The organism is Yersinia thracica (assembly GCF_902170565.1).
Taxonomy (GTDB): domain Bacteria; phylum Pseudomonadota; class Gammaproteobacteria; order Enterobacterales; family Enterobacteriaceae; genus Yersinia; species Yersinia thracica.
Genome location: NZ_CABHXX010000095.1, coordinates 21,056 through 44,767, shown reverse-complemented (window position 1 = coordinate 44,767; position 23,712 = coordinate 21,056). Strand labels below are relative to the sequence as shown.

Below are 23,712 nucleotides of genomic sequence, written 5' to 3'. Positions count from 1 at the left end.
ACTTTTTCAGCAACTCCACTGCTCGCTAATGCTTGCGAGATTGCGGGAGGGTCTGAAGAAGACTGTATGGAGGCGTGTTCACAGCCACAAATAGAAAACTATGATGCTTGTATGCTAGGCACACCAGCACCTACCGGGCAAACTGATCAGTCCGCCACTCAATAGTCGTATTATCAGGCATACCTCTTTGTGTATGCCTGCATCACTCACCGCGATCTCCCCCAACATCTCTTTTGGTCCACAGAACATTACTTACCACTTATATCGATTTATTATAAATATATAATCAATTTATCTATTATATCTAAAATAGGTAAACTAACGGCAATCTTTACAGGACACAGGACATCAACATGGCGACTTCTCATATTAAAGAACTCTCCCGACCACAGCTGCCAGCTTTGTTTCGCTATATTCCGGGCTTGGTATTGACTGGTGTGATTACCGGGTTAGCACTCAAAGTGGGTGACATGCCGTGGTTTATTGACATGGGTCTTGGGGCACTGACGCTGGCAATTTTATTCGGTATCCTGGTGGGCAACACTCTGTACCCTTGGGTACAGCCGGTCTGCTCTGACGGGGTGGTGCTCGCCAAACAACATTTACTGCGGCTGGGCATCATTTTGTACGGCTTCCGGCTGACTTTTCAACAAGTGGCGGATGTCGGTGCCACCGGCATGATTATTGACCTGTTAACTCTCGGCTCCACCTTTATATTGGCCTGCTGGCTAGGGAAACGCGTGTTTGGTTTGGACCAGCAAACCGTGATGTTAATTGGTGCCGGTAGCAGTATTTGTGGGGCGGCAGCTATTATGGCAACCGAACCGGTGCTGAAAGCGGACGCCAGCAAAGTGGCGGTGGCCGTCGCCACAGTGGTGATTTTCGGGACACTGGCGATTTTTATTTACCCATGGCTGTACCAGCTAAACCTGCATTACCAATGGCTGCCGTTCAGTCAGGAAACCTTTGGTATTTTTGCCGGTTCGACCATTCATGAAGTGGCACAGGTAGTCGCCGCTGGGCATGCCATTGGCCCTGATGCTGAGAATGCCGCCGTCATTACCAAAATGATCCGGGTCATGATGCTCGCGCCATTCTTGCTGTTATTGTCAGCTTATTTGGGCCGCAGCAGCATGAAAAGCCGCGGTGAAAAACGTGAGAAAAGTGCTATTACCATTCCGTGGTTTGCGGTGATATTTATTCTGATGGCGGGGTTTAACTCACTGAATTTGCTGCCCGCAGCATGGGTTAGCCACTTAATAACACTCGATACCATCTTGCTGGCCATGGCGATGGCGGCACTGGGGCTAACCACCCATGTGGGTTCTATTCGTCAGGCTGGGGTCAAACCGCTGTTACTGGCTTTGATGCTGTTTGTCTGGTTGCTGGTCGGTGGGACAGGTATCAACTTACTGGTGCAGCATATTGCCGGTTAATACTGCTGTGGCGGGGCGACTGCACCGATGGGCGCTCCGACGGCCTAAGCCGTTACGACCCATCCGGCGCATTTCCCCGCTTATCAACTTGGTCTTCGGTCTGAGGGCCGCCACGGCGGCCCTTTTCTTTTGCCGCAGTTTATACTCTAAATAATTCGAGTTGCAGGAAAACGGCAAGTGAGTGACTCCCGATGAGTTGACGCCAGTCAATGATTCGGGTGACAAATCTGCCGGGAGCAGATTTGAACGCTGCTGGCAGCGACCTCAACGAGGAGAGGCCCACGGATGGGCCGAGTAACGAAAGCAGTCAACGCACATGCAGCTTGAAGTATGACGAGTTTATCCCATTCAATCGCGCCGCTATCAATGCCATAATGGGCCGGATATCAAAGGAGAATGGAATGAAATTTGTCGGTGCACATGTCAGCGCAGCAGGGGGTGTAGACCAGGCTGTGATTCGAGCGCATGAACTTGAGGCCACTGCCTTTGCCTTGTTTACCAAGAATCAACGTCAATGGCGCGCCGCGCCGCTGGCGGAAGATGTGATTGAAAAATTTAAGCAAGCTTGTGAACACTATGGCTATACCTCAGCCCAGATTTTACCTCACGATAGCTACCTGATTAACCTCGGTCATCCGGTGGCCGAGGCGCTGGAGAAATCCCGCGAAGCCTTTATTGATGAAATGCTGCGCTGCCAGCAACTGGGGCTGTCATTACTGAACTTCCATCCCGGCAGCCATTTACTGCAAATTGATGAAGATAAATGTCTGGCGCGCATCGCCGAATCTATCAATATCGCGCTGGACGCCAGTGAAGGCGTGACCGCGGTGATTGAGAATACCGCCGGTCAGGGCAGCAATCTGGGCTTCAAGTTTGAACATCTGGCCGCCATCATTGATGGGGTGGAAGATAAGAGCCGCGTGGGAGTTTGTATTGATACCTGCCATGCTTTCGCCGCCGGTTATGATTTACGCAGCGAAGCAGATTGTGAGCATACTTTCAGTCAGCTTGGTGAAATCGTCGGTTTCGAGTATTTGCGCGGTATGCATCTTAATGATGCAAAAAGTGAATTTAACAGCCGCGTCGACCGCCACCACAGCTTGGGTGAGGGCAATATCGGCAAAACCGTGTTCAGCTATATTATGCGCGATCCGCGCTTTGATAATATTCCGCTGATTCTGGAAACCGTCAATCCAGATATCTGGGCTGAAGAGATAGCCTGGCTGAAATCACAAGCAGAAGTTTAATCAAAATCAGCATGTTAAAAAATGCCCGCCAGTAAATCTGACGGGCATTGATAAAAACTAACTTAATCAGTCTTTAATAATACTTATGCTACCTTGGCGACCACTGCATCAGGGCGTTTTAGCATCGCGTACAGGCCACCGGCTAAGACGGTACCCGCAATAATGGCCACCAGATATAACAGCACCGGATGAATGGCCCCTGGAATCAACAACACAAACAGACCGCCGTGTGGTGCCATCAGTTGCGCGCCGAAGGCCATCGACAGCGCGCCAGTTAATGCGCCACCGGCAATACAGCACGGCAACACGCGCATTGGGTCACGGGCCGCAAACGGAATCGCCCCTTCAGAGATAAAGCACAAGCCCAGAACCAGCGCCGCTTTGCCCCCTTCCTGCTCACCTTTGTCAAACTTATGACGTGCCAGCAATGTTGCCAGACCCATGGCCAGCGGTGGAACCATCCCCGCCGCCATAATCGCCGCCATCGGGGCATAAACTGACGAACTCAACAGCGCGACACCAAAGGCGTAAGCCGCTTTGTTCACCGGCCCACCCATATCGGTACACATCATCGCCCCGAGGATAGCGCCCAGCAGCACCGCATTGGCGGTACCCATAGATTGCAGCCAATTAGTCAGGCCAGTCATGATTTGTGCCACCGGCGTACCGACCACATAAATCATCACCAAACCGACAATCAAGCTCGCCACCAGCGGGATAATCAATATCGGCTTCAGCGCTTCCATACTTTGCGGTAAATGCAACTTGGTGCTGATGGCTTTGGCGACATAACCGGCGAGGAAACCGGCAATGATACCGCCAAGGAAGCCCGCACCAGTGCTCACCGCCAACATACCGCCAATCAAACCCGGTGTCAGACCGGGACGGTCGGCAATCGAGAAGGCGATGAAACCAGCCAATACCGGCACCATCAGGGCGAATGCTGAACCGCCACCAATTTGCATCAAGGCCGCAGCCAAAGAGCCTTTGACTTCAAATGCTTTAATCCCGAACACGAAGGAGAGCGCGATACACAAACCGCCTGCCACCACCATCGGCAACATGTAAGACACACCGGTCAGCAGATGGCGATAAGGGCCGCCAGTTTCTGTTTTTTTGCTGCCAGTGCTGCTGCCGGTTTTTGGCTGATAAACTTCCGCTTCCACCAGCGCTTTGTCCAGTTCCTGCACAGTTTTCTTCAGCGCCAAGCCGGTGGTGGTGCGGTACATCGGTTTGCCAGCAAACTTATCCAAGTCCACTTCAATGTCAGCCGCTACAATCACCAAATCGGCCGCAGCCACTTCTTCCGGCGTAATAGTATTGCCCGCACCGACAGAACCGCGCGTTTCTACTTTTACCCACCAGCCGCGTTTTTTCGCTTCACTTTCAATGGCCTCAGCCGCCATAAAGGTGTGCGCGACACCAGTCGGGCAGGCGGTAATCGCCACAATGCGCTTTGGACCGGTTGCTGACGTGGTTGCTGAAATTGTTGCTGGCGCGGTGGTCACTGGAGACTGATAAGGCTTGGCCTGCGCAATTGCCTGAGCCAAAAAACCCTCAGGGTCACGCACCGCTTTTTCTAGCTCACCGGCATACACTTTCTTGCCGTTCAGCGCGCTGTCAGTTGGAGCTGATGGCCCAGCCACAATCACCAGTTCGGCATCTGCGGCATTTTCTACCCAGCTCAGCCCGGCTTTTGCCGCCGCTGCACCCAGCATCAGTGACGCAAGGTGGCCTCTGGCCTGCCCGAGCGAACTGTCTATTATTAGTAGCGTTTTCATTTCGCCTCCGGAAATCAATTAAAAGGTTTCAAATCGACTTTTGCCATCATGGCGGCCAATTGCGGGCGATCGGTAATACCCACATTGCTTTGACTGACGGCCAAAGCGGCGACTGCGGTTGCCAGGCGCAAGGTATGCTCGCTGGACTCACGCATTAATAATCCATAAATCAGGCCGCCGACCATTGAGTCACCGGCACCGACAGTGCTGACCACTTCGCAAGCCGGGGGTTTTGCCAACCAGGCACCGGAGGCGTTGACCCACAGCGCACCTTCCGCGCCGAGTGAAATCACTACATGGGCAATCCCCTGGTCGCGCAGTGCGTGTGCGGCTTCCACCACATCACTCAGTTCTGGTAATGGGCGACCGGCCCAGATTTCCAGCTCACGGCGGTTGGGTTTTACCAACCACGGCGAAGCTTTCAGACCTGCAACCAGGGCTTCGCGGCTGCTGTCGAAAATTATGCACGGGCACTGGGAGCGCAGGCGCTTCATCCAGTCGGTAAAGTCATCGGGATTCACCCCCGCTGGCAAACTGCCGCTGACCGCCACCATGTCGAACTGCCCCAACCAGCTCAATGAGTCGGTGACGAAGCGGTCCCAATCGGGTTTGGTGACTTCAAAACCGGAGAAGTTAAAGTCAGTCACTTCGCCATCTTTTTCGGTCAGTTTGACGTTGATGCGGGTACGCCCTGGCACCACCTGAAAACGGTTGGCGATACCCAGTTCGCTGAACAACAGTTGGAAGCCATCTTGGTTATCTTTGCCGAGGAAACCGCCAACCGTGACATCAATACCTAAATCTTTCAGCACCTTGGCAACATTAATACCTTTACCCGCCGCATGCAGGCCGGCAGTTTTTACCAGGTTAACTTCACCGCGCTCAATCTCTGGGCAAAAGCCCACCAAATCGTAAGCCGGGTTCAGTGTGATAGTTGCGACTCTTCTGCTCATGCTGCCCCCTCGCCCAAACCGGCGGAGATGGCGGCACCAATGGCGTCCAGCGCAGCCTGTGCATCTTCACCGCTGGCGGTAAAGCGCAGACGATTCCCTTTTTTAACCCCTAAAGCCACAACTTTCATTAGACTACGTCCATTAGCGGGTTTACCGGTGCCGTCCAGATTGGTTACGGTGATTTCACTGGTAAACTGTTTGATTGTATTGACTAAAATCGTCCCTGGGCGCGCATGTAACCCATGTTCATTGCGGATAACAAACTCTGCGCTTAATACTTCATTTTGCTCTACATATTCACTGGTCAGCAATGCCAACAGTGCAGCGGCATCAGCGTTCAGCAACGCGTCAGCTTTTTTCGCCAGCAGTAAGTCACTCAAATAATTGAGTACTGACAGTGGTTGGTTATCGGCCACTGACTGGTTATTAGCGACGGACAGTGTCAGCAATAGGGCAACTTTCTCCCCATTATGCTCAAAAGCAGTTACCGGGCGACTGATTGCCGCAGCACTGACCAAATTACCTTCGGTGCTGTCACTCAGCCAGATGCCCTGCCCCAGATTCAGCGGCTCGCGGGTAATCACATCACTGACAAAATGCGTATCAACAGCGCCGATTTGCTGTAAACGGCCGGCATTCAGTGCTTGCAGCGTGATCAAATTGTCAGCCGCCACATCGAGCGCGATAAGTGAGGTGTCAAAATGGAATTCAGCGGTTTTTTGCTCGCCCATCAGCAAACTGCGTAACTCTTCAGCTGAGGTGGTTTTTGCTAGCTGTGCGGCAACCGCATCATCACTTAACACGTGCGTCAATTGGCGTAATAATGCCAGATGTTCATCAGAGCGGGCCGCGATGCCGATAACTATATAGGCGGTTTGATCTTCACCCCAGGCAATACCCTGTGGGAATTGGAACACCTGTACGCCGGTGTTCAGCACCAAGTCGCGGGTATCAGTGGTACCATGTGGGATAGCAATGCCATTACCCAAATAGGTCGAGGTCTGCTGCTCGCGGGCTAGCATCCCATCAAGATAGCCAGCAGCAACATTGCCAGCTTGAGTCAGGGCGGCGGCCACCTGAGTGATAGCCTCATTTTTGCTGCCTGCTTGAGCAGCCAGATGAATATCTTTTGTCGATAACTGGAACATTATGTCTCCTCTCTTGCTGAAATTGAATCGTTTCAGCTTTCATAAGAAAAAGGAGCCTGACCCTTTATCATTTGGTGACGAGGTAACGCTGAAACGTTTCAAGGAGTGTGTTTCCGACTCAGAATATATGCAAGTTTTCTGCTTTTATTCTTGATGAATTTTTGACACTCCGCACATTTTCCGTCTTGAACAAGTTTCTGTCATCAGCAAAATAGCCCATTTTGCTGATGGTAGCTGATACTCAGATCAAAGGAGCTAAACAATGTCTGTCGTTGTCGGTGTTGGCGTGATTATCGTCAATCAACAAGGTGAAATTCTGTTGGGGAAACGCAGCGGTCAGCATGCACCTTACTGGTCAATTCCCGGTGGTCATATGGAGGCCGGCGAGTCTTTTGAACAAGCGGCACAGCGGGAAATCATCGAAGAAACCGGCTTAAAAATCAATGACATGTCGGTTATTGGTTTATGCAATAACCTGGCGACCTGGCGTGAAGAGGGTAAACATACCGTTTCGGTTTGCTTGCTAGCACAACACCCCGGTGGGGAGCCAGAGCTGAAAGAGCCAGATAAATGTCAGCAATGGGTGTGGTGCAATCCGCGCGAATTACCCGAGCCTCATTTTGAAGCCAGCCGCCATGCGGTCGACTTATGGTTGAATCAGCAGTTTTACACCGCTTCCAACTAAAAAATAGCGTTATATATAATATTATATAACCAGCAATTTCAGCTGGTTATTTGCACTCCCTCACGAAATACCCTCCATTTCTGGCATTTATATTCAGCTAATTTGAACTAATATTGCTAAATACCTCTATTGAGTTAGTCAGCTGCGGAAAACCGCCCTACAATAAGCTTACTTATTTTATGGGAAAGAGTTGTCGCTGGCAGATTAACCAGTGGTGCATTTGATCCGTCCGTTTTACCAATAATTATTAGAATGGGTGCAATTATGAGCAACAAACAAACTGGCTTCGGGAAGCGACGCCGGTGGGGATGGTTATGGATTTTGCTGATCGGCATTATTATTGGGGCCGCCCTATTAGCAGGAACCGCCACCGTCTTCCATAAAACCAGTGATACCGCATTCTGCGTTTCCTGCCATACCATGCAGCAGCCACTGGCTGAATATCAAGGTAGCGTACACTTCCAAAACACCAAGGGTATCCGTGCTGAATGTGCTGATTGCCATGTGCCTCATGAGCCGCTGGATTATCTATGGACTAAAATCCGGGCAGTGAAAGATATCTATGGTGAAATGGTTGGCACCATCAATACACCAGAGAAATATGAAGCCCATAAACTCGCCATGGCCCAATCAGTGTGGAAAACGCTGAAAGAAAATGATTCAGCAACCTGCCGTTCTTGCCACAGTTTTGATGCTATGGACATCACCGGGCAAAGTGCTGAAGCACGCATTCAGCACCCGGTCGCCATCAAGAAGGGTGAAACTTGTATTGATTGCCATAAAGGTGTCGCCCATATCCTGCCCGACATGAGTGAAGTGACTCAAGCCGGTGCCGCCGAACTGGCCACCGCCGCAGCCCAAACCCCAGCCAGCGCCACCACGCTTTACACCATCGCCACTGAACCCTTCTTTATGAATGCCGGTGACAGCCACAATGCTGGTAACTTGATGCCATCGACCGAAGTGGAAGTCGTGAAGCAGCAAGGTGACCAGGTGTTAGTTGATGTCAAAGGCTGGCAGCAAGATGGCGTAGCAGAAGTGTTTTACGCCGCCCAAGGAAAACGCATTTTGAGTGTGTTACTGGGCGAAGAGGCACAAAAAGCCCTGAAAACATTGAATACCCAAACCGACCCACAAACCAATCTGGTCTGGCACCAAGTTGCACTCCAAGTGTGGTTGCCAAAGAAACAACTGGTTGATGACCAACAGAAAATCTGGCGCTATGCCGCTGATATGATGTCAGCTAACTGTACCGGTTGCCACGGTTTGACCGCACTGGACCGCTTCAATGCGAATCAATGGATTGGGGTTATCAAAGGCATGGCACCACGCACCTCCCTGACGCAGGAACAGTTGCGCGTGATGACTCAATATGTACAAAAGCATGCCAGTGATATGCCGGCCAAGCTGTAAATAAGAGGCAAAAATGACTAAATATCAACAACAACCCTTACAAATGAGCCGCCGTCGCTTCTTACTGGGAACCAGTGCGCTGGCTGCATTGCCTTTAGTCGGGGGTTTGTGGCCAAAATCCGCATTAGCCCAGGCCATCAGCCAGGCATTACCGCAATTTTTAGCACTGCGTCAGGCCCAGAAAGGTATTCTGACCGGCGCGCATTGGGGAGCCTTTGAAGCTCTGGTCGAGAATGGGCGCATGGTTGGCGTCCAACCGGTCAAAGATGACCCTTGGCCGAATGACCTTATCACCATGGCCCCCTATCAGGTGCATGCCGAAAACCGCATTAAATACCCGATGGTGCGCAAAAGCTGGTTGGAGGGCGGCCCCGGCAGCCATACCGAATTACGTGGCCGCGATGAGTGGGTGCGCGTCAGTTGGGATAAAGCCACTGAGCTGGTGTGCAACGAAATCTTACGTGTACAAAAAGACCACGGCCCACAAGCGCTGTATGCCGGCTCTTATGGCTGGAAAAGTGTCGGCATGCTGCACAACAGCCGCACTTTGCTGCAACGCTTAATGAACCTGAGTGGAGGATTCCTCGGTTATGCCGGTGACTATTCAACCGGTGCCGCGCAGGTGATCATGACCCACGTTATGGGGTCAATGGAGGTTTATGAGCAACAAACCGCCTGGCCGAATGTGGTCGAAAATAGCGAACTGGTGATTCTGTGGGGCTGTAACCCCATGATCACTTTGAAAAATAGTTGGAATATTCCGGATCATGTCGGCCAAACCGGCTTTGAAGCGCTGAAGAAGAAAGGCACCAAAGTCATTAGCATTGACCCGGTTAATAATGACAGCGCCAAATTCACTAATGCTCAATGGATTGCCCCGCGTCCTTACACTGACAGCGCGATGCTGATTGGGATTGCCCACACCTTGCTGACGGAAAAGCTGCACAATCCGGACTTTATCAAAACCTATACGATTGGTTTCGATAAATTCCAGGCTTATCTGTTAGGAGAAACCGACGGCCAGCCGAAGACGGCGGAATGGGCGGCTGATATCAGCGGTGTCGATGCTGAAGTTATCCGCCAACTGGCGCGCGATATGGCAAAACAGCGCACCATGATCATGGGCGGCTGGGGGATCCAGCGCCAACACCACGGTGAGCAACAACACTGGCTGCTGGTGACGGTGGCCTCGATGCTCGGCCAAATTGGTTTGCCCGGTGGCGGCTTTGGTTTCAGCTATCACTACTCATCCGGCGGCAGTCCAACCGCCAAAGGCGGCATTTTGCCGGGGATTTCTGCCGGCAATGCGCCGAAGAACTCGCCGACGCCAATTCCAGTGGCGCGCATTGCCGAATGTCTGGCCAATCCGGGTAAAACCATTGATTTCAATGGCACCAAAGTGACCTATCCGGATGTCAAAATGGTCTATGTGGCGGGCGGCAATACCTTCCACCAGCATCAGGACACTAATAATCTGGTGAAAGCCTGGCAGCATCCGGAAACCATTGTGGTGAATGAACCCTACTGGACCGCCACCGCCAAACACGCGGATATTGTGTTACCGGCCACCACCAGCTACGAACGCAATGATTTGGAAATGGGCGGCGATTATTCGCAGCTTTATGTGTTCCCGATGCATCAGTGCGTCCCGCCACAACATGAATCTCGCAGTGATTTTGATATTTTCGCCGCTATGGCCACCCGACTGGGGGTGATTGATGCCTTTACCGAGGGCAAAGATGAAACTCAGTGGTTGAAATCAATGTATGACGATATGAAATCGCAGGCCCGCACTGCGCGTGTCGCGCTGCCGCCGTTCGATATGTTTTGGGAATCGAATAACTATATTCGCTTCCCTATTCCAGAGGCGAACAAACAGTGGGTTCGTTTTGCCGATTATCGCGAAAATCCATTGCTCAATCCGCTCGGCACACCATCGGGTAAAATTGAAATCTACTCCGATACTATCGCCAAAATGGAATACGCGGATTGTCAGGGGATCCCGACCTGGATGCCACCTCATGAATGGTATCGCGGAGCAGAAGCCAAGCAATATCCGCTGTCACTGAACACGGCGCACCCTATCAACCGCCTGCATTCGCAATTGGATAACACACCACTGCGCGAAAAATACGCGGTAGCTGATCGCGAAGCCATCCTAATAAGCCCACAAGATGCCAGTGCGCGGCAGATTGTAAACGGCGATTTAGTGCGGGCGTTTAATGATCGCGGGCAGATTTTAGTCGGTGCGGTCGTCACCGAGGATGTGCGCCCGGGTGTGGTGCGGATAAGCGAAGGGGCATGGTTTGATCCCGCCGAGCCGTCGGTGCCGGGTTCGATTTGTAAGAACGGTAATATTAATTGCCTGACTTTTGATATCGGCTCATCCAGTTTGGCGCAGGGCAATTGCGGGCAAATGGCACAGCTTGAGATTGAAAAATACACCGGGCCGGTGCTGAAAAATACCGCCCATGCGGTTCCGGCTGGGGCTTAGTCCTTAGGTTGAATAACTCGGTAGTTTAGTGCTAACAGCGGAGAGAACTGACAGATCGTAAAGACGCCGTAAACCCTTCCCTGGGGGCTCGAGCCGCGCCTTCCCTGGCGCGAACGCTTTACTCTTCTGCCAGTTCTCACCGTTTAAGATAGAGCTTGAGGACTTTGCCATTTAAGGCGCAGTCTCCACTTCCAACTGAATCAAATATACCAAAGCCTGTTCGCGGGTATCAAAACACATCTCGCGCAATGCTTGTAGGCTGGCACACACCGCCGGACGAGAGGGCGAATGGAAAATACCACAGCGCATATTGTCATCTAAATGCAAGCAACGGGTATTGGCGGGCTTGCCGAATGGCATGCCGGGGATCGGGCTGGAAATCGAAGGAGCAATACAGCAAGCACCGCAATCTGAGCGACAGTCCATCAGCAGGCTCCTGTAGGCTGGTGGCATAACAGCGGACAATAGCAACCGGCCTCATCAACTACCAGCACTATCCTTGATCAACAACCCAATAGCAGATCCGGCACACCGCTTCAGCTTTGAAGCTCATTATTTTCAGTTTATTTTTTAACCTAAAAAATCCTCATTTGGGCGATATTCAATCACAACCCAATACCAGATCAAAACTAATCACTGACCCGACTATCCACATAAGCATATTCATCTGTTTACAGTTTTATTGCCATCATGTACCATTGAGCTAGTACAAAAGAACCATGAAATAATAATTCCAAAAATAACGGAGCAAAATTAAATGTCGATGGGTTTAGCCGAACCACTCTCACGCCCTTCCGTCCTCGGCGGCGCAATGATTGTCGCCGGTACCGCTGTGGGCGCGGGGATGTTTTCAATCCCAATCGTGACGGCGGGTGTATGGTTCAGCGGCTCAGTCATGCTGCTGATTTATACTTGGGCATGCATGCTAATTTCCGGCTTGATGATTCTGGAAGCTAACCTGAACTACCCTACTGGGGCCAGTTTCCATACCATGGTGCAAGACTTGCTGGGCAAAGTCTGGAGCGCCATTAATGGCGTATCTATCACTTTTGTTCTCTATATTCTGACCTACGCCTATATCTCAGCTGGCGGCTCAATCATCACCCATACACTGCAAAATACAGTGGGCATCAGTCAGACCGGGGCGGGCTTTATCTTTGCGGTGTTAGTGGCATTTATTGTCTGGTTATCGACCCGCGCAGTAGACCGCTTAAGCACCATATTGATCGGTGGCATGGTTATCACGTTTGTCATGTCCGTCGGTGATATGTTTAGCCATGTGGAAAGCGCGGTTCTGTTCAATCAGGCGGATAGTAATGCCCGTTATTTACCTTATGCGCTGGCGGCCCTGCCCTACTTACTGACCTCCTTTGGCTACCACGGTAATGTGCCGGGACTGGTGAAGTATTACCATAAAGACGGCAAATCAGTGGTGCGCAGTTTGCTGTACGGCACCTTGATAGCATTGGTCATTTATATCCTTTGGCAGTATGCCATTCAGGGCAATATTGCCCGGGATGCATTCAAACAAGTTATTGCTGACGGCGGGAACATAGGCAGCCTGCTGAAACAGATGGATACCGTCTCTGCCAGTCAAGCCACCAGCCGACTGTTGAATGCTTTCTCTTATATGGCATTGGCCAGCTCATTCCTCGGAGTCTCTCTTGGGTTGTTCGATTATATCGCCGATTTCTTTAAGTTCGCCGATGACCGCGGTGGGCGCACCAAATCAGCGCTAATCACTTTTGTTCCGCCGACTATCGGGGCGCTATTGTTCCCGAATGGCTTTATCTACGCCATTGGTTTTGCCGGTTTGGCCGCCACCATTTGGGCGGTGATTGTTCCCGCACTGATGGCGCGCGCTAGCCGTAAACGCTTCCCACAAGCGAGTTATCGGGCTCCGGGTGGGCGTTTTATGATTGGTTTTATTATCTTGTTTGGTCTGATCAATGCAGTGGCGCATATTGCCGCATTATTGGGCCTATTACCGGTGTACGCGTAAGGTCAATTTTATCGCGAAATCTTGCTCTTTTTTGCGCTATCCGCTTGCCTGAAACTGGCGGCGCGAGTAACTTGTCGCAACTTATCTTCAATCCTGATTGGCGGTTAATAAATGGCAAGAGCTAACGAAATAAAACGCGGTATGGCGGTCAACCTCAACGGCAAATTACTGCTGGTGAAAGATATCGACGTGCAAAGCCCAAGTGCCCGTGGTGCGAGCACTTTGTATAAAATGCGTTTTTCTGATGTGCGTACCGGTTTAAAAGTTGAAGAGCGTTTTAAAGGCGATGAGATCCTCGACACCATCACTTTGACCCGCCGCAGTGTGAATTTCTCTTACATCGACGGCGACGAATACGTCTTTATGGATGATGAAGATTTCACGCCATATAACTTCAAAAAAGAGCAGATAGAAGAAGAATTGTTGTTTATTCCTGAGGGCGGGATGCCGGGGATGCAGGTGCTGACAATGGACGGCCAATTGCTGGCGTTGGAATTGCCGCAAACTGTGGATATGGAAATTGTTGAAACCGCGCCGAGCATTAAAGGCGCATCAGCCAGTGCTCGTAACAAACCAGCAGTGATGAGTACCGGCTTATCTATTCAGGTGCCGGAATATATCAGCCCTGGTGAGAAAATCCGTATTCATATTGCAGAGCGCCGCTATATGGGCCGTGCCGACTAATACCCTTCATCTTTCAAGTTGTTAAGGGCCGAGAAACCGGCCCTTAACAATTTTATACCCAAACTATACCCTATAGATTTCAAGATGCAGGAAGGCGGCAAGCGAAGTCATCCCGATGAGCTTACATAAGTAAGTGATTCGGGTTATTGAGTGTAGCCAACACACCTGCAGTTTGAAATATGACGGGTTACTTCAGTTCTGGGAAGAACGTGCGCTTCAACGCTAGCTCCACCCCGCGAACTTCAGCCAGACCTTTCAGACGACCAATAGCGGAATAGCCCGGATTGGTTTTCTTATGTAAATCATCCAGCATTTGGTGACCATGGTCTGGTCGCATCGGAATTGGGCGCATATCTCCAGCCGCCTGACGACGTTGCTCTTCAGTTAAAATGGCTTTAACCACTGAGTACATATCAACATCACCTTGCAGGTGACCGCCTTCGTGGAAGGTTTTTGGGTTCCCTTCGCGGCAAGTCGAACGCAGATGGGTAAAGTGAATACGATCACCAAAGGTTTCGATCATCTTCACCAAATCATTATCTGCCCGCACACCATAAGAACCGGTGCACATAGTAAAGCCGTTATAAATGCTATCAACGGTCTCTTTTAGCCACTGCATATCTTCAATGGTCGACACAATACGCGGCAGGCCAAGAATTGGGCGCGGTGGATCATCCGGGTGAACCGCCATACGCAGGCCAACCTGTTCAGCAACCGGTATAATAGCGCGCAGGAAATACGCCATATTTTCACGGAGTTGCGCTTTATCAATACCGTCATACTCGGCTAAACGCGCGCGGAATTGATCCAGCGTATAGCCCTCTTCTGCTCCCGGCAGACCAGCAATAATATTGCCCGTCAACTTGGCAATGTCGGCCTCAGACATGGCAGCGAAATAATCTGCCGCCTGCGCCAGTTCTTCAGCAGAGTAATCTTTCTCAGCACCTGGGCGCTTAAGGATATGCAGCTCAAAAGCAGCAAAAGCTATCTGGTCGAAACGCAATGCTTTGGAACCGTCCGGCAATTGGTATTCCAGATCCGTACGTGTCCAGTCTAATATCGGCATGAAGTTATAGCACACGGTGTCAATGCCACATTCGGCAATGTTACGCAGTGTTTGCTGATAATTTTCAATATGTTGCTGATAGTTACCGCTGTGAGTTTTGATTTCTTCATGAATCGGTACGCTTTCCACTACCGACCAAACCAAACCTTTCGCCGCCAATTCTGCCTGGCGTTGTTTGATTTCACTCACCGGCCAGACCTGGCCATTCGGAATATGGTGCAATGCAGTCACTACTCCGGTTGCACCAGCCTGACGGATATCATCTAACGACACCGGATCATTTGGGCCATACCAACGCCATGTTTGTTCCATTTATTTTTACCTTCTACGTAAACTGTTCGGGTGCATACAATTTTGTTATACCGACTAACGCGGTTATACCGACAATGTTGTTATATCGAGAATGCTGTTATACCGATTCCAAGAGGTATCATTCAGCTTTATCCTTACTCTTTCAGCGTCGTGTGTCAAAAAGCAAAATCTCATTGGTTGATCCACTTCACGAATATAATCAATATTGGACTTACCAATTTTATTTTCTGTCATATGCCTTTACACTGCAAGCCGATATTGCATGACAACGAACAAAAGAAAACGATCCGTATGGTGTGGTTTTTTTTCGTACAGAAGCCAAATTAAACTGGTCTAACAACTTTTTATCTATCACCATCCCCTTTGCTATATCCGTGGGGTGAATGATTCTGGAGCCACGTATGAACACTATTGCCAACAGCCGCCTACCCGATACCGTACAGCTGCCAACTTATGATAGAACTGCACTGAAAAGCCGCATTGTTCACCTCGGTTTTGGCGCATTTCACCGCGCACATCAAGCTCTACTGACTGACCGGGTGTTAAATAAACAAGGGGGCGACTGGGGTATCTGTGAGGTCAGCTTGTTTGGTGCTGATGTCTTGATCCAAAATTTGCGCCAACAAGATCATCTTTTCTCAGTGCTGGAAAAAGGTGCACAAAGTCATCAAGCCATTGTTGTTGGGTCGGTTTGTGAGTCGGTGCATGCTCGACTAGATGGTGTCATACAAGTTCTGGCGAAATTGGCCGAACCACAAGTGGCTATTGTTTCGCTGACCATTACTGAAAAAGGTTACTGCATCGAGCCGGGAACTGGCCAACTGGATCTGCGCAATGAGTTTGTACTTGCCGACCTGGCTATCCCTGATGCCCCGACTTCCGCCCCCGGTATTCTGGTTGAAGCTCTGCGGTTACGCCGCCTACGAGGGCTGCAACCTTTCACCGTTCTTTCATGCGACAACATTCCAGAAAACGGCCATGTGGTAAAAAATGCCGTCCTCGGTTTGGCGACGGCCCGTGACCCCGAACTGGCAAGTTGGATAGAACAAAATGTCACGTTCCCCAACACCATGGTCGATCGCATCGTTCCCGCAGCGACTGCAGAAACATTGCAGCAAATCTCAGAGACACTGGGGGTTGCCGACCCTTGTGGCATTGCCTGTGAGCCTTTCATTCAATGGGTCGTCGAAGACAAATTTGTGGCGGGCCGCCCTGACTGGCAAGTTGCTGGGGTGCAATTAGTCAATGATGTTTTGCCCTTTGAAGAAATGAAGTTACGCATGTTGAATGGCAGCCACTCCTACCTCTCTTATCTGGGTTATCTGGCCGGTTATCAGCATATTAATGATTGCATGGCGGATAAAAATTATCGTCTGACCGCCCGTCGCTTAATGATGGATGAACAAGCCCCAACACTGCGTGTTACCGGCATTGATCTGAATGCTTATGCTGACCAATTGATTGAACGTTACAGCAACCCGTCGTTAAAACACCGCACCTGGCAAATTGCCATGGACGGTAGCCAGAAATTGCCACAACGGATGCTGGATTCAGTGCGCTGGCATTTACAAAATGGCGGCCCATATCGTTGCCTGGCATTGGGTATCGCCGGCTGGATGCGTTATGTCAGCGGTGTGGATGATAACGGCCAACCTATTGATATTCGTGACCCAATGGTGGATAGCTTCAAAAAATGCGTTGAGAATAGCGAAGATGGTATTGCCAGAGTAGAGAGCTTACTGTCGCTGAAATCACTGTTTGGTGAAACCCTGCCACAACAACCCGAATTTGTTCGGGCCGTGACAGAAGCCTATCTCAGCCTACAACAGTTTGGGGCGAAAGAAAGTGTGAAACGTTTGGCACAGCAGGCTTAATTTAGTGAGCTTACAGAATGAGCCTCAAGAATGGGGCTCATTCATCTCAATCGAGTTTCGAAGCGCAGCCAACCCCCTGCTTTCAAGGCCGAAAGGTTTACCCAAAGTCATTGGAGTTATAGGTAGGCGCAGACTCAAACAAATACCCATCAAAATCAGGATGGTCAGCATCAGAAATCTCGAGTAATTTTAATTTTACATTTTCTAAATGCTGCCACATGGCTTGCTTGGCTGCTTTGCTATCTCGGCGCAATACTGCTTGCAGGATTTTTTGATGGTCTTCCATCCATTGCCAGCGGTAACTAAAATCGAGGGTATGACTATGTGCCCCTTGCCACATGGCGCTGGTTTTTCTCGCCTGCCATGCCTCCGCCACCATATTCGCCAACACACTATTTTGCGTCGATTGCGCCAACAAACAGTGGAACAATTCATCCGCACTTTCATCCACAGCGCCAGCATCTAATGCAGTTTTTTCCTGCTCGATGGCCTGGCGCATTTTAATAATGTCAGCTTTGGTTGCTTGCATGGCGGCAAAAGCAGCGACTTCACTTTCCAGCAATTGGCGGGCTTGCAGCAGTTCAAATGGGCCGTAGCCACTGTCGGTTGACACGACAGATTCACCATACGCGGGCCTATCGGGGACATTCACCACATAGACACCTGAACCTTTACGCACTTCCACTAACTTTTCCAACTCCAGCATGATCAGTGCTTCACGTACCACACTACGACTGACGCTGAAGTTTTCGGCAATATCACGCTCAGGCGGTAAACGATCGCCCAAATTGTATTGCCCACTGATAATTGCTTCACGCAGTTGACTGCCGACTTCCTGATATAACCGCATAACCTTATTTCCTGCATCAGGTATTGGCACTGAAAATACCAAATTGGCCTGACCAAAGGGTGTGTGAATAATATTGAGTATATCATGTGGTCAAACAATTTCATTGCAGCAAAGTTGAATAACTATCACGGCTTATCAATGTGATAAGCCGTGATTATAAGATGATGGTTAGTCTTAAATATTAGAGGTAGGAGACGGTCAAAATTCCCAAACTACGTTGTGAGTTCAACCATTCCAGGCTTGAAGATGCTAAATTACTGGGTAACCGGGAGGTCAGGGGCATCTTGTCTGAAATTGTTTGTCTGTGAGTGAGTGTTTCACCATTACGGTAACAACTGGATGTTATCGTTTGGTTTGCAAATGAGGTATCACATGGGCTGTCTACAATAGCACCGGAAAAAGTAATTGTTCCGCTAACCGACAGGGTGGATTGCGCACTACTTGCAGCAAAAGATATTATCCATGAAAACATTATTGCTACGATAATCAGCACTCGAAAACTCTTCATAACCACCTCGACTCTCATATCCGTCATTTTAAATGATAGAGGATTCCAGCCTGAGCGATGGGAATGACAGAGCATTTTTTATTGCCCTACTCTGTCGATAACTCACTAAGATTCCTCGTAGAAGTGAATTATATTGCTTAGCCTGGCAATGCTATTAGGCGAGGTTCCTAACCCACCTAGGAAATTGTCTATCTTTTAGTCTTTTTCGTTTAATAATAAGCTTGGCTGGTGTTATATCCTCTTCTGATTACATCGACACACTTGAGCCTTTTCTTGAGATGGTATTGAAAATAAATTTACGGCAGGAGATCTCTGATGACCAAAACGAACTTAATTACTGGCTTTTTGGGGTGTGGCAAGACCACGACTATTCGCCATTTATTGTCACAAAAGCCGGAAAATGAAAAATGGGCGGTTCTGGTTAATGAATTCGGGGAGATCGGTATTGATGGGGCACTATTAGCTGACAGCGGTGCCGTATTAAAAGAAATACCTGGAGGGTGCATGTGCTGTGTGAATGGACTTCCCATGCAAGTTGGTTTGAATATGTTGATCCAACAGGCAAAACCGGATCGTTTACTCATCGAACCTACGGGGTTGGGCCACCCAAAACAGATTCTATCCTTATTAACCTCAGAAATTTACCAACCCTGGATTTCTCTGCATGCCACTCTCAGCTTGCTTGACGCCCGCCAGTTAAGTGATCCCCGCTATACAGAAAATGAAAATTTCCGTGACCAATTGGCCGCAGCCGATATCCTCGTGGCGAATAAACAGGATGCCTATAGCGAGACGGATTACGCTGTATTACAGCAATGGCATGAACAACAGCCGGTATCACGCCCGCTCTATTATGCAGAACAAGGGAAGATTAATATTGCTCTGCTGGATATACCGCACAGTAATAATGATGAATTACCCGACGGCGCACATCATCACAGCTCAACCCGACAAAAAGGATTGGCCGCATTAAGTTTGAAAGGTAACGAACCTTGGCGTCGCGCCCTTAATCAGGGTCAAGGTTATCTGAGTTGTGGTTGGGTATTTAATGCGGATACCGTATTTGACACAGTGTCATTACTAGAATGGGTGCGGTTAAATCCAGTGGAGCGGATCAAAGGTGTGATACACATACCTGAAGGTACTCTGGTGGTTAACCGACAAGGTCATGATTTGAAAATTGAAACTCGCCAAGTTCCACCACTTGATAGCCGGATTGAACTCATTAGCACCACTGACCCTGATTGGAATGTATTACAGCATGAATTACTCAGGACTCGACTACAGAAGGGGGTATAATGCGGCCAAATTTATTTACTGCACCATTCTTACATTGACCATTTCTAGATTAAAGGCCACCGCATGACCCGTCGTAATTTGCCGGCAATATTACTGCTTAATTTACTTGGAATAGCTCTATTTTTCTCTTGGTATATTCCAGCGAACCACGGTTTTTGGTTTAAAATAGACTCAGCAATATTCTTCTATTTTAACCAGCATCTACTGTCCAGCCCTTCGTTTCTGCATTTGGTGGCGATTACCAATAATCGGGCCTTTGATGTTATTTCCCTGATTTGCATGGGACTGCTTTATTTGTGCTTCTATATAAAGGAAACCGCCGCAGGCCGCCGTCGGCTGATCATCACGGGGTTTGTCATGCTGTTGACCGCCGTTATCCTCAACCAATTAGGCCATTTGCTGCCGGTATCGCATCCCAGCCCAACACTGGTTTTTGAGAATATTAATCGTGTCAGTGAATTAACGGGTATTCCGACCAAAGACGCATCCAGTGATAGCTTCCCCGGCGACCATGGCATGATGCTGATTATTTTTGCCTGCTTTATGTTGCGCTATTTCTCTCGTGGTGCTTTTGCCATCGCCTTAGTGATCGTGGTGGTCTTCTCTATGCCACGAATAATGATTGGCGCGCATTGGTTTACTGATATTGCTGTCGGCTCACTTTCAGTCGTCTTGGTTGGGATAAGTTGGATATTGCTGACACCACTTAGTGATAAAGTCATTGATGCCATTAACCGGAATCTGCCAGGCTCAAAAAGTCAATAACCCGGCCCCTGCTTTATGTTGGAGCAAAAAATAGACTTTTTTTGTTCCAACCGCCATTAATAATTTCACGCCTTTATTATCAGCAAACGGCCATAAATTCAGCTATCTGCATTTAATATATAATATTACATAATGTTACATTAACATTTTGTAAAATTATGGGCATAAAAGCTCTCGCCTTTTATTAATCATTACGGTAATCTCAAAAACGTTTGTGCTCGGATACCGGCATTTCACCACTATCCTGATTAATATTGTGCGTTCCTGCACATTTATTTGGTTAAGTGATTGTCTCATCAGACCACAATCAATAATCTCGATTCGTTTGGTATTTTTGGTAGCGACATCCGTCGTAAGGACAGCAAGGGAAAACAACAACAATGGTCAAGTCTCAACCTATTATGAGATATATTCTGCGGGTCATTCCTGCGGTTGCAGCAGCGGTAATGTTATCCGCGTGTAGTTCACCACAGAGTTCGAACGTACATAATACGCAAACTGAGATGCGTGCAGTTAATGACAAAGATGGGCTTTTACTGCAAGCCTCTCAGGATGAATTCGAAGCGATGGTGCGCAACGTTGACGTCAAGTCGAAAATTTTAGAACAGTATGCAGGGTGGAAAGGAGTTCGTTATCGTTTAGGCGGTAGCAGCAAACGCGGTATTGATTGTTCTGCGTTTGTACAAACCACTTTCCGTGAACAATTTGGTATGGATTTGCCACGCTCAACCTCTGAGCAGCAAGATATTGGCAAGAAAATCCAACGTACTAAGTTGCGCCCTGGTGATTTAGTACTGTTCCGAGCAGGATCGACGGGTCGTCATGTGGGTATCTATTTAGGTAACGATAAATTTGTACATGCATCGACCAGTGCCGGTGTGACAATTTCGAGCTTAAATGAAGATTATTGGAATAAGCGTTATCGTGATGGGCGGCGAGTGCTAAGTAGCGGTTCGCGCAGCTAACTGATTTTATTCCTGTTGTTCGAGATACCAAACGAAACTATGAAACGCTGCCATTGGTAGCGTTTTTTATTGCCGAAATCGTTTTTATTGCCAAAATATAGTTTTTGTAGTCCCATTACCTCACCTTTTGTAGGAAACGTCCTTTTTTACCAAAAACAGCGAAATTCAAGAATATTCTGTGTAACATTCGCCCTGCTAAATCAAGAGTTCCCTGACACTAAGACATATCAACTACGATTATCCTTTCTGGAATTAAGTAGATTGTGTTACTAAGCTGAAAATCTGTTTTATGGATATGTATTTCTAACATACGTCAATACAAATGAATTTCACTGGCACCACATATTTGATGCATTTACATGGCATCTTTGCTTTATATTAGATTGAGTTTCAACTCGATAAGTTTATTAATGTCAATAATGCTCCCTGGCAAATCGGTAGCGCTGTGCTGCTAACTTACTTATACTCATAACACTTTATCGATCATGCTGAGGAGCGGCGTAACATGGGTTCAAACAGTGCGTTCTCCCGCAATATTTTATCCAGACGCCATCTTGTTAAAAAAAGTGTCATCCTCGCACTCTGTTTCTTTATATTTTTTGTTGTTATTACTTTGTCATTACTTTATCGCAGCAGTGAACGTAAACTAACAACACAAAGCGACCATATTATCTCCTATTCATCCCAGTTCCTTAATGAACTGACGACAACGATGTCTCAGCTTATCCCGCTAAGTGCCAAAAGTTGTGAACAGGCCAGTGCGGCTCTGCACTATCGGGCGGCATTTACCAATGGTGTCCGAGCTTTCTTGTTAGTTCGGGATGATATTACCTATTGCTCTTCAGCAACGGGGGAAATGAATACACCTGTCAGCGCGTTATACCCCAAAATGAATGTCTCTCGGCCTTTGGATTTTAAAATTCAACAAGGTACGCCGATGATGCCGAGCAAACCGGCAATTGGCGTATGGCTGCGTGAAGCTGGCCGCGGTAATACCGGCGTATTAGCAACACTCGAACTGAATTTACATCCCTATCTGTTACTAAATAATTCCAATAATCAAGTCAACGGATTGGCTATTATTATTGATGAGCTGGCAGTCACGACATTTGATTCTAAAGTCATGCCTATCAGCCAGTTACCCATACGTGATACGCGCGAAATTCAATTACCTGGCTATCCAATTAAAATATTGATTTATCATACCAACCTCACTGCGGATGATATTCGCATGACCTTGTTAGGGGGCGTATTACTCGCAGGGTTAGTCGGTATCTTGGCTTATTATATTTTAATTGCCAGCCAAAGTGCGGAAGCTGAAATTTTGCGTGGTATTCGTCGGGGTGAATTCTTTGTTGAATATCAGCCCGTATTCCGGTCTGATGACCGCTCCCTATCAGGATTGGAAGCGCTTATCCGCTGGCAACATCCGATTGAAGGTCGTATTTCCCCAGACCTTTTTATTCCCTATGCAGAAGCTCAGCATCTGATTCAACCTCTGACCCGACATTTATTTGAATTAATCATTAGAGACAGTGAATTAATGGCAGCCCCCATTCCAGCAGGAATTAAATTGGCCTTTAATATCTCCCCTGTCCATCTTACTGATGATAATTTCCGCAAAGATGTCACTCAAATGTTACAACAATTAAATACCGATGTGTATTCTCCAGTATTTGAGATAACTGAGCGGGGTATGGTTGAAGAGGAATTGGCTATTAAGCAGTTTGCCTGGCTGCGCGCTCAAGGGATACAAATCGCTGTTGATGACTTTGGCACCGGGCACAGCGCACTGATTTATTTAGAACGCTTTACTTTAGATTATATTAAAATTGATCGTGGTTTTGTCAGCACCATTGGTGTTAATACTGTTGCAGCACCGGTATTAGATGCAGTATTAATGTTGGCGAGTAAACTTAATATTGAAACCGTTGCTGAAGGTGTTGAAACCGAACAACAGCTCCAGTATTTGGCACAACACGGAGTCAACTACCTACAAGGCTATCTACTCAGCAAGCCGCTGTCTGTTGAGGATTTAGTCGAGTTTTGTACGCAAAAAACTTCGTAACAAAAACTATACTCTAAATAATTCGAGTTGCAGGAAGGCGGCAACTGAGTCAGTCCCCAAGAGCTTATTGATTTTAAGGTCAATAGCAGTAAGTGACTGGGGTGACAAATCTGCAGGGAGCAGATTTGAACGCTGCTTGCAGCGGTCTCGCAGAGGCGAGGC

Annotated in this window: 18 protein-coding genes; 12 read left to right on the top strand and 6 right to left on the bottom strand. The window is 48.6% G+C overall.

The window, feature by feature from the left end; translation table 11 throughout:
• The first annotated feature begins 353 nt into the window (after positions 1-353).
• Both FTA91_RS13185 and nfo read left to right on the top strand, forming a co-directional pair.
• On the top strand, positions 354-1,436 hold the full coding sequence (locus FTA91_RS13185; RefSeq protein ID WP_050113050.1) for a YeiH family protein: 1,083 nt from the start codon (positions 354-356) through the stop codon (positions 1,434-1,436).
• 401 nt (positions 1,437-1,837) lie between these two features.
• Positions 1,838-2,683, top strand: a complete 846-nt coding sequence (nfo, locus tag FTA91_RS13180; protein ID WP_050113049.1) for a deoxyribonuclease IV — start codon at positions 1,838-1,840, stop codon at positions 2,681-2,683.
• 83 nt (positions 2,684-2,766) lie between these two features.
• On the opposite strand, the gene fruA is transcribed toward nfo, so the two are convergent.
• From fruA to fruB, 3 genes are read right to left on the bottom strand one after another with little or no spacing between them, the layout of a single operon-like run.
• Entirely contained in the window at positions 2,767-4,464 is a 1,698-nt protein-coding gene (gene fruA, locus FTA91_RS13175) for a PTS fructose transporter subunit IIBC (RefSeq protein ID WP_145583478.1), read from the bottom strand.
• Positions 4,465-4,478: 14 nt separating this feature from the next.
• Positions 4,479-5,417, bottom strand: coding sequence for a 1-phosphofructokinase (gene fruK / locus FTA91_RS13170; RefSeq protein WP_145536155.1), 939 nt, complete (start codon positions 5,415-5,417; stop codon positions 4,479-4,481).
• Positions 5,414-6,565: a fused PTS fructose transporter subunit IIA/HPr protein gene (fruB, locus tag FTA91_RS13165; RefSeq protein ID WP_145583476.1), complete on the bottom strand. Its 1,152-nt coding sequence runs from the start codon at positions 6,563-6,565 to the stop codon at positions 5,414-5,416. The genes fruK and fruB overlap by 4 nt, the downstream gene beginning before the upstream one ends.
• A 262-nt stretch (positions 6,566-6,827) precedes the next feature.
• On the opposite strand from fruB, the gene FTA91_RS13160 reads away from it, so the two are divergent.
• From FTA91_RS13160 to torA, 3 genes are all read left to right on the top strand, one after another.
• The gene (locus FTA91_RS13160) at positions 6,828-7,250 is read left to right on the top strand and encodes a nucleotide triphosphate diphosphatase NUDT15 (RefSeq protein ID WP_050113045.1); all 423 of its coding nucleotides are present in this window, start codon (positions 6,828-6,830) and stop codon (positions 7,248-7,250) included.
• A 264-nt stretch (positions 7,251-7,514) separates the two neighbouring features.
• Positions 7,515-8,663, top strand: a complete 1,149-nt coding sequence (locus FTA91_RS13155; RefSeq protein WP_145536154.1) for a NapC/NirT family cytochrome c — start codon at positions 7,515-7,517, stop codon at positions 8,661-8,663.
• A gap of 13 nt (positions 8,664-8,676) precedes the next feature.
• Entirely contained in the window at positions 8,677-11,157 is a 2,481-nt protein-coding gene (gene torA / locus FTA91_RS13150) for a trimethylamine-N-oxide reductase TorA (protein ID WP_050113043.1), read from the top strand.
• Between the two features lie 171 nt (positions 11,158-11,328).
• Here torA and FTA91_RS13145 read toward each other — a convergent pair whose 3' ends face one another.
• Entirely contained in the window at positions 11,329-11,583 is a 255-nt protein-coding gene (locus tag FTA91_RS13145) for a YkgJ family cysteine cluster protein (RefSeq protein WP_038631961.1), read from the bottom strand.
• A 331-nt stretch (positions 11,584-11,914) separates the two neighbouring features.
• Here FTA91_RS13145 and mtr point away from each other — a divergent pair, with 331 nt between their 5' ends.
• Together mtr and yeiP are read left to right on the top strand one after the other, a co-directional pair.
• Positions 11,915-13,159, top strand: coding sequence for a tryptophan permease (gene mtr / locus FTA91_RS13140; protein ID WP_050113042.1), 1,245 nt, complete (start codon positions 11,915-11,917; stop codon positions 13,157-13,159).
• Positions 13,160-13,270: 111 nt separating this feature from the next.
• Positions 13,271-13,843, top strand: coding sequence for an elongation factor P-like protein YeiP (gene yeiP, locus FTA91_RS13135; protein WP_004389501.1), 573 nt, complete (start codon positions 13,271-13,273; stop codon positions 13,841-13,843).
• Between the two features lie 187 nt (positions 13,844-14,030).
• Here the strand turns inward: yeiP and uxuA are convergent, their stop codons facing one another.
• Positions 14,031-15,221: a mannonate dehydratase gene (gene uxuA, locus FTA91_RS13130; RefSeq protein WP_050113041.1), complete on the bottom strand. Its 1,191-nt coding sequence runs from the start codon at positions 15,219-15,221 to the stop codon at positions 14,031-14,033.
• A gap of 401 nt (positions 15,222-15,622) precedes the next feature.
• Between uxuA and FTA91_RS13125 the strand changes: the two genes are divergently transcribed.
• Positions 15,623-17,095, top strand: coding sequence for a mannitol dehydrogenase family protein (locus tag FTA91_RS13125; protein ID WP_050113040.1), 1,473 nt, complete (start codon positions 15,623-15,625; stop codon positions 17,093-17,095).
• A gap of 97 nt (positions 17,096-17,192) precedes the next feature.
• Here the strand turns inward: FTA91_RS13125 and FTA91_RS13120 are convergent, their stop codons facing one another.
• Positions 17,193-17,945, bottom strand: a complete 753-nt coding sequence (locus FTA91_RS13120; protein ID WP_050113157.1) for a GntR family transcriptional regulator — start codon at positions 17,943-17,945, stop codon at positions 17,193-17,195.
• 823 nt (positions 17,946-18,768) lie between these two features.
• On the opposite strand from FTA91_RS13120, the gene FTA91_RS13110 reads away from it, so the two are divergent.
• The 4 genes from FTA91_RS13110 to FTA91_RS13090 all read left to right on the top strand — a co-directional run bounded on the left by FTA91_RS13110 (position 18,769) and on the right by FTA91_RS13090 (position 23,550).
• Positions 18,769-19,752, top strand: a complete 984-nt coding sequence (locus FTA91_RS13110; RefSeq protein ID WP_050113039.1) for a CobW family GTP-binding protein — start codon at positions 18,769-18,771, stop codon at positions 19,750-19,752.
• Between the two features lie 63 nt (positions 19,753-19,815).
• On the top strand, positions 19,816-20,517 hold the full coding sequence (locus tag FTA91_RS13105; protein WP_050113038.1) for a phosphatase PAP2 family protein: 702 nt from the start codon (positions 19,816-19,818) through the stop codon (positions 20,515-20,517).
• A 380-nt stretch (positions 20,518-20,897) separates the two neighbouring features.
• The gene (gene mepS / locus FTA91_RS13100) at positions 20,898-21,482 is read left to right on the top strand and encodes a bifunctional murein DD-endopeptidase/murein LD-carboxypeptidase (protein ID WP_050113037.1); all 585 of its coding nucleotides are present in this window, start codon (positions 20,898-20,900) and stop codon (positions 21,480-21,482) included.
• Between the two features lie 505 nt (positions 21,483-21,987).
• Complete coding sequence (locus FTA91_RS13090; RefSeq protein WP_050113036.1) at positions 21,988-23,550, top strand: cyclic di-GMP phosphodiesterase; 1,563 nt, start codon at positions 21,988-21,990, stop codon at positions 23,548-23,550.
• Positions 23,551-23,712 lie beyond the last annotated feature (162 nt).

Coding starts and splice junctions, on each gene's coding strand:
- FTA91_RS13110 (WP_050113039.1), top strand. CDS start 18,769: ATGACCAAAACGAACTTAATTACTGGCTTTTTGGGGTGTGGCAAGACC.
- nfo (WP_050113049.1), top strand. CDS start 1,838: ATGAAATTTGTCGGTGCACATGTCAGCGCAGCAGGGGGTGTAGACCAG.
- fruA (WP_145583478.1), bottom strand. CDS start 4,464: ATGAAAACGCTACTAATAATAGACAGTTCGCTCGGGCAGGCCAGAGGC.
- uxuA (WP_050113041.1), bottom strand. CDS start 15,221: ATGGAACAAACATGGCGTTGGTATGGCCCAAATGATCCGGTGTCGTTA.
- FTA91_RS13160 (WP_050113045.1), top strand. CDS start 6,828: ATGTCTGTCGTTGTCGGTGTTGGCGTGATTATCGTCAATCAACAAGGT.
- FTA91_RS13145 (WP_038631961.1), bottom strand. CDS start 11,583: ATGGACTGTCGCTCAGATTGCGGTGCTTGCTGTATTGCTCCTTCGATT.
- torA (WP_050113043.1), top strand. CDS start 8,677: ATGACTAAATATCAACAACAACCCTTACAAATGAGCCGCCGTCGCTTC.
- fruB (WP_145583476.1), bottom strand. CDS start 6,565: ATGTTCCAGTTATCGACAAAAGATATTCATCTGGCTGCTCAAGCAGGC.
- yeiP (WP_004389501.1), top strand. CDS start 13,271: ATGGCAAGAGCTAACGAAATAAAACGCGGTATGGCGGTCAACCTCAAC.
- fruK (WP_145536155.1), bottom strand. CDS start 5,417: ATGAGCAGAAGAGTCGCAACTATCACACTGAACCCGGCTTACGATTTG.
- FTA91_RS13125 (WP_050113040.1), top strand. CDS start 15,623: ATGAACACTATTGCCAACAGCCGCCTACCCGATACCGTACAGCTGCCA.
- FTA91_RS13090 (WP_050113036.1), top strand. CDS start 21,988: ATGGGTTCAAACAGTGCGTTCTCCCGCAATATTTTATCCAGACGCCAT.
- FTA91_RS13185 (WP_050113050.1), top strand. CDS start 354: ATGGCGACTTCTCATATTAAAGAACTCTCCCGACCACAGCTGCCAGCT.
- mtr (WP_050113042.1), top strand. CDS start 11,915: ATGTCGATGGGTTTAGCCGAACCACTCTCACGCCCTTCCGTCCTCGGC.
- FTA91_RS13155 (WP_145536154.1), top strand. CDS start 7,515: ATGAGCAACAAACAAACTGGCTTCGGGAAGCGACGCCGGTGGGGATGG.
- FTA91_RS13120 (WP_050113157.1), bottom strand. CDS start 17,945: ATGCGGTTATATCAGGAAGTCGGCAGTCAACTGCGTGAAGCAATTATC.
- mepS (WP_050113037.1), top strand. CDS start 20,898: ATGGTCAAGTCTCAACCTATTATGAGATATATTCTGCGGGTCATTCCT.
- FTA91_RS13105 (WP_050113038.1), top strand. CDS start 19,816: ATGACCCGTCGTAATTTGCCGGCAATATTACTGCTTAATTTACTTGGA.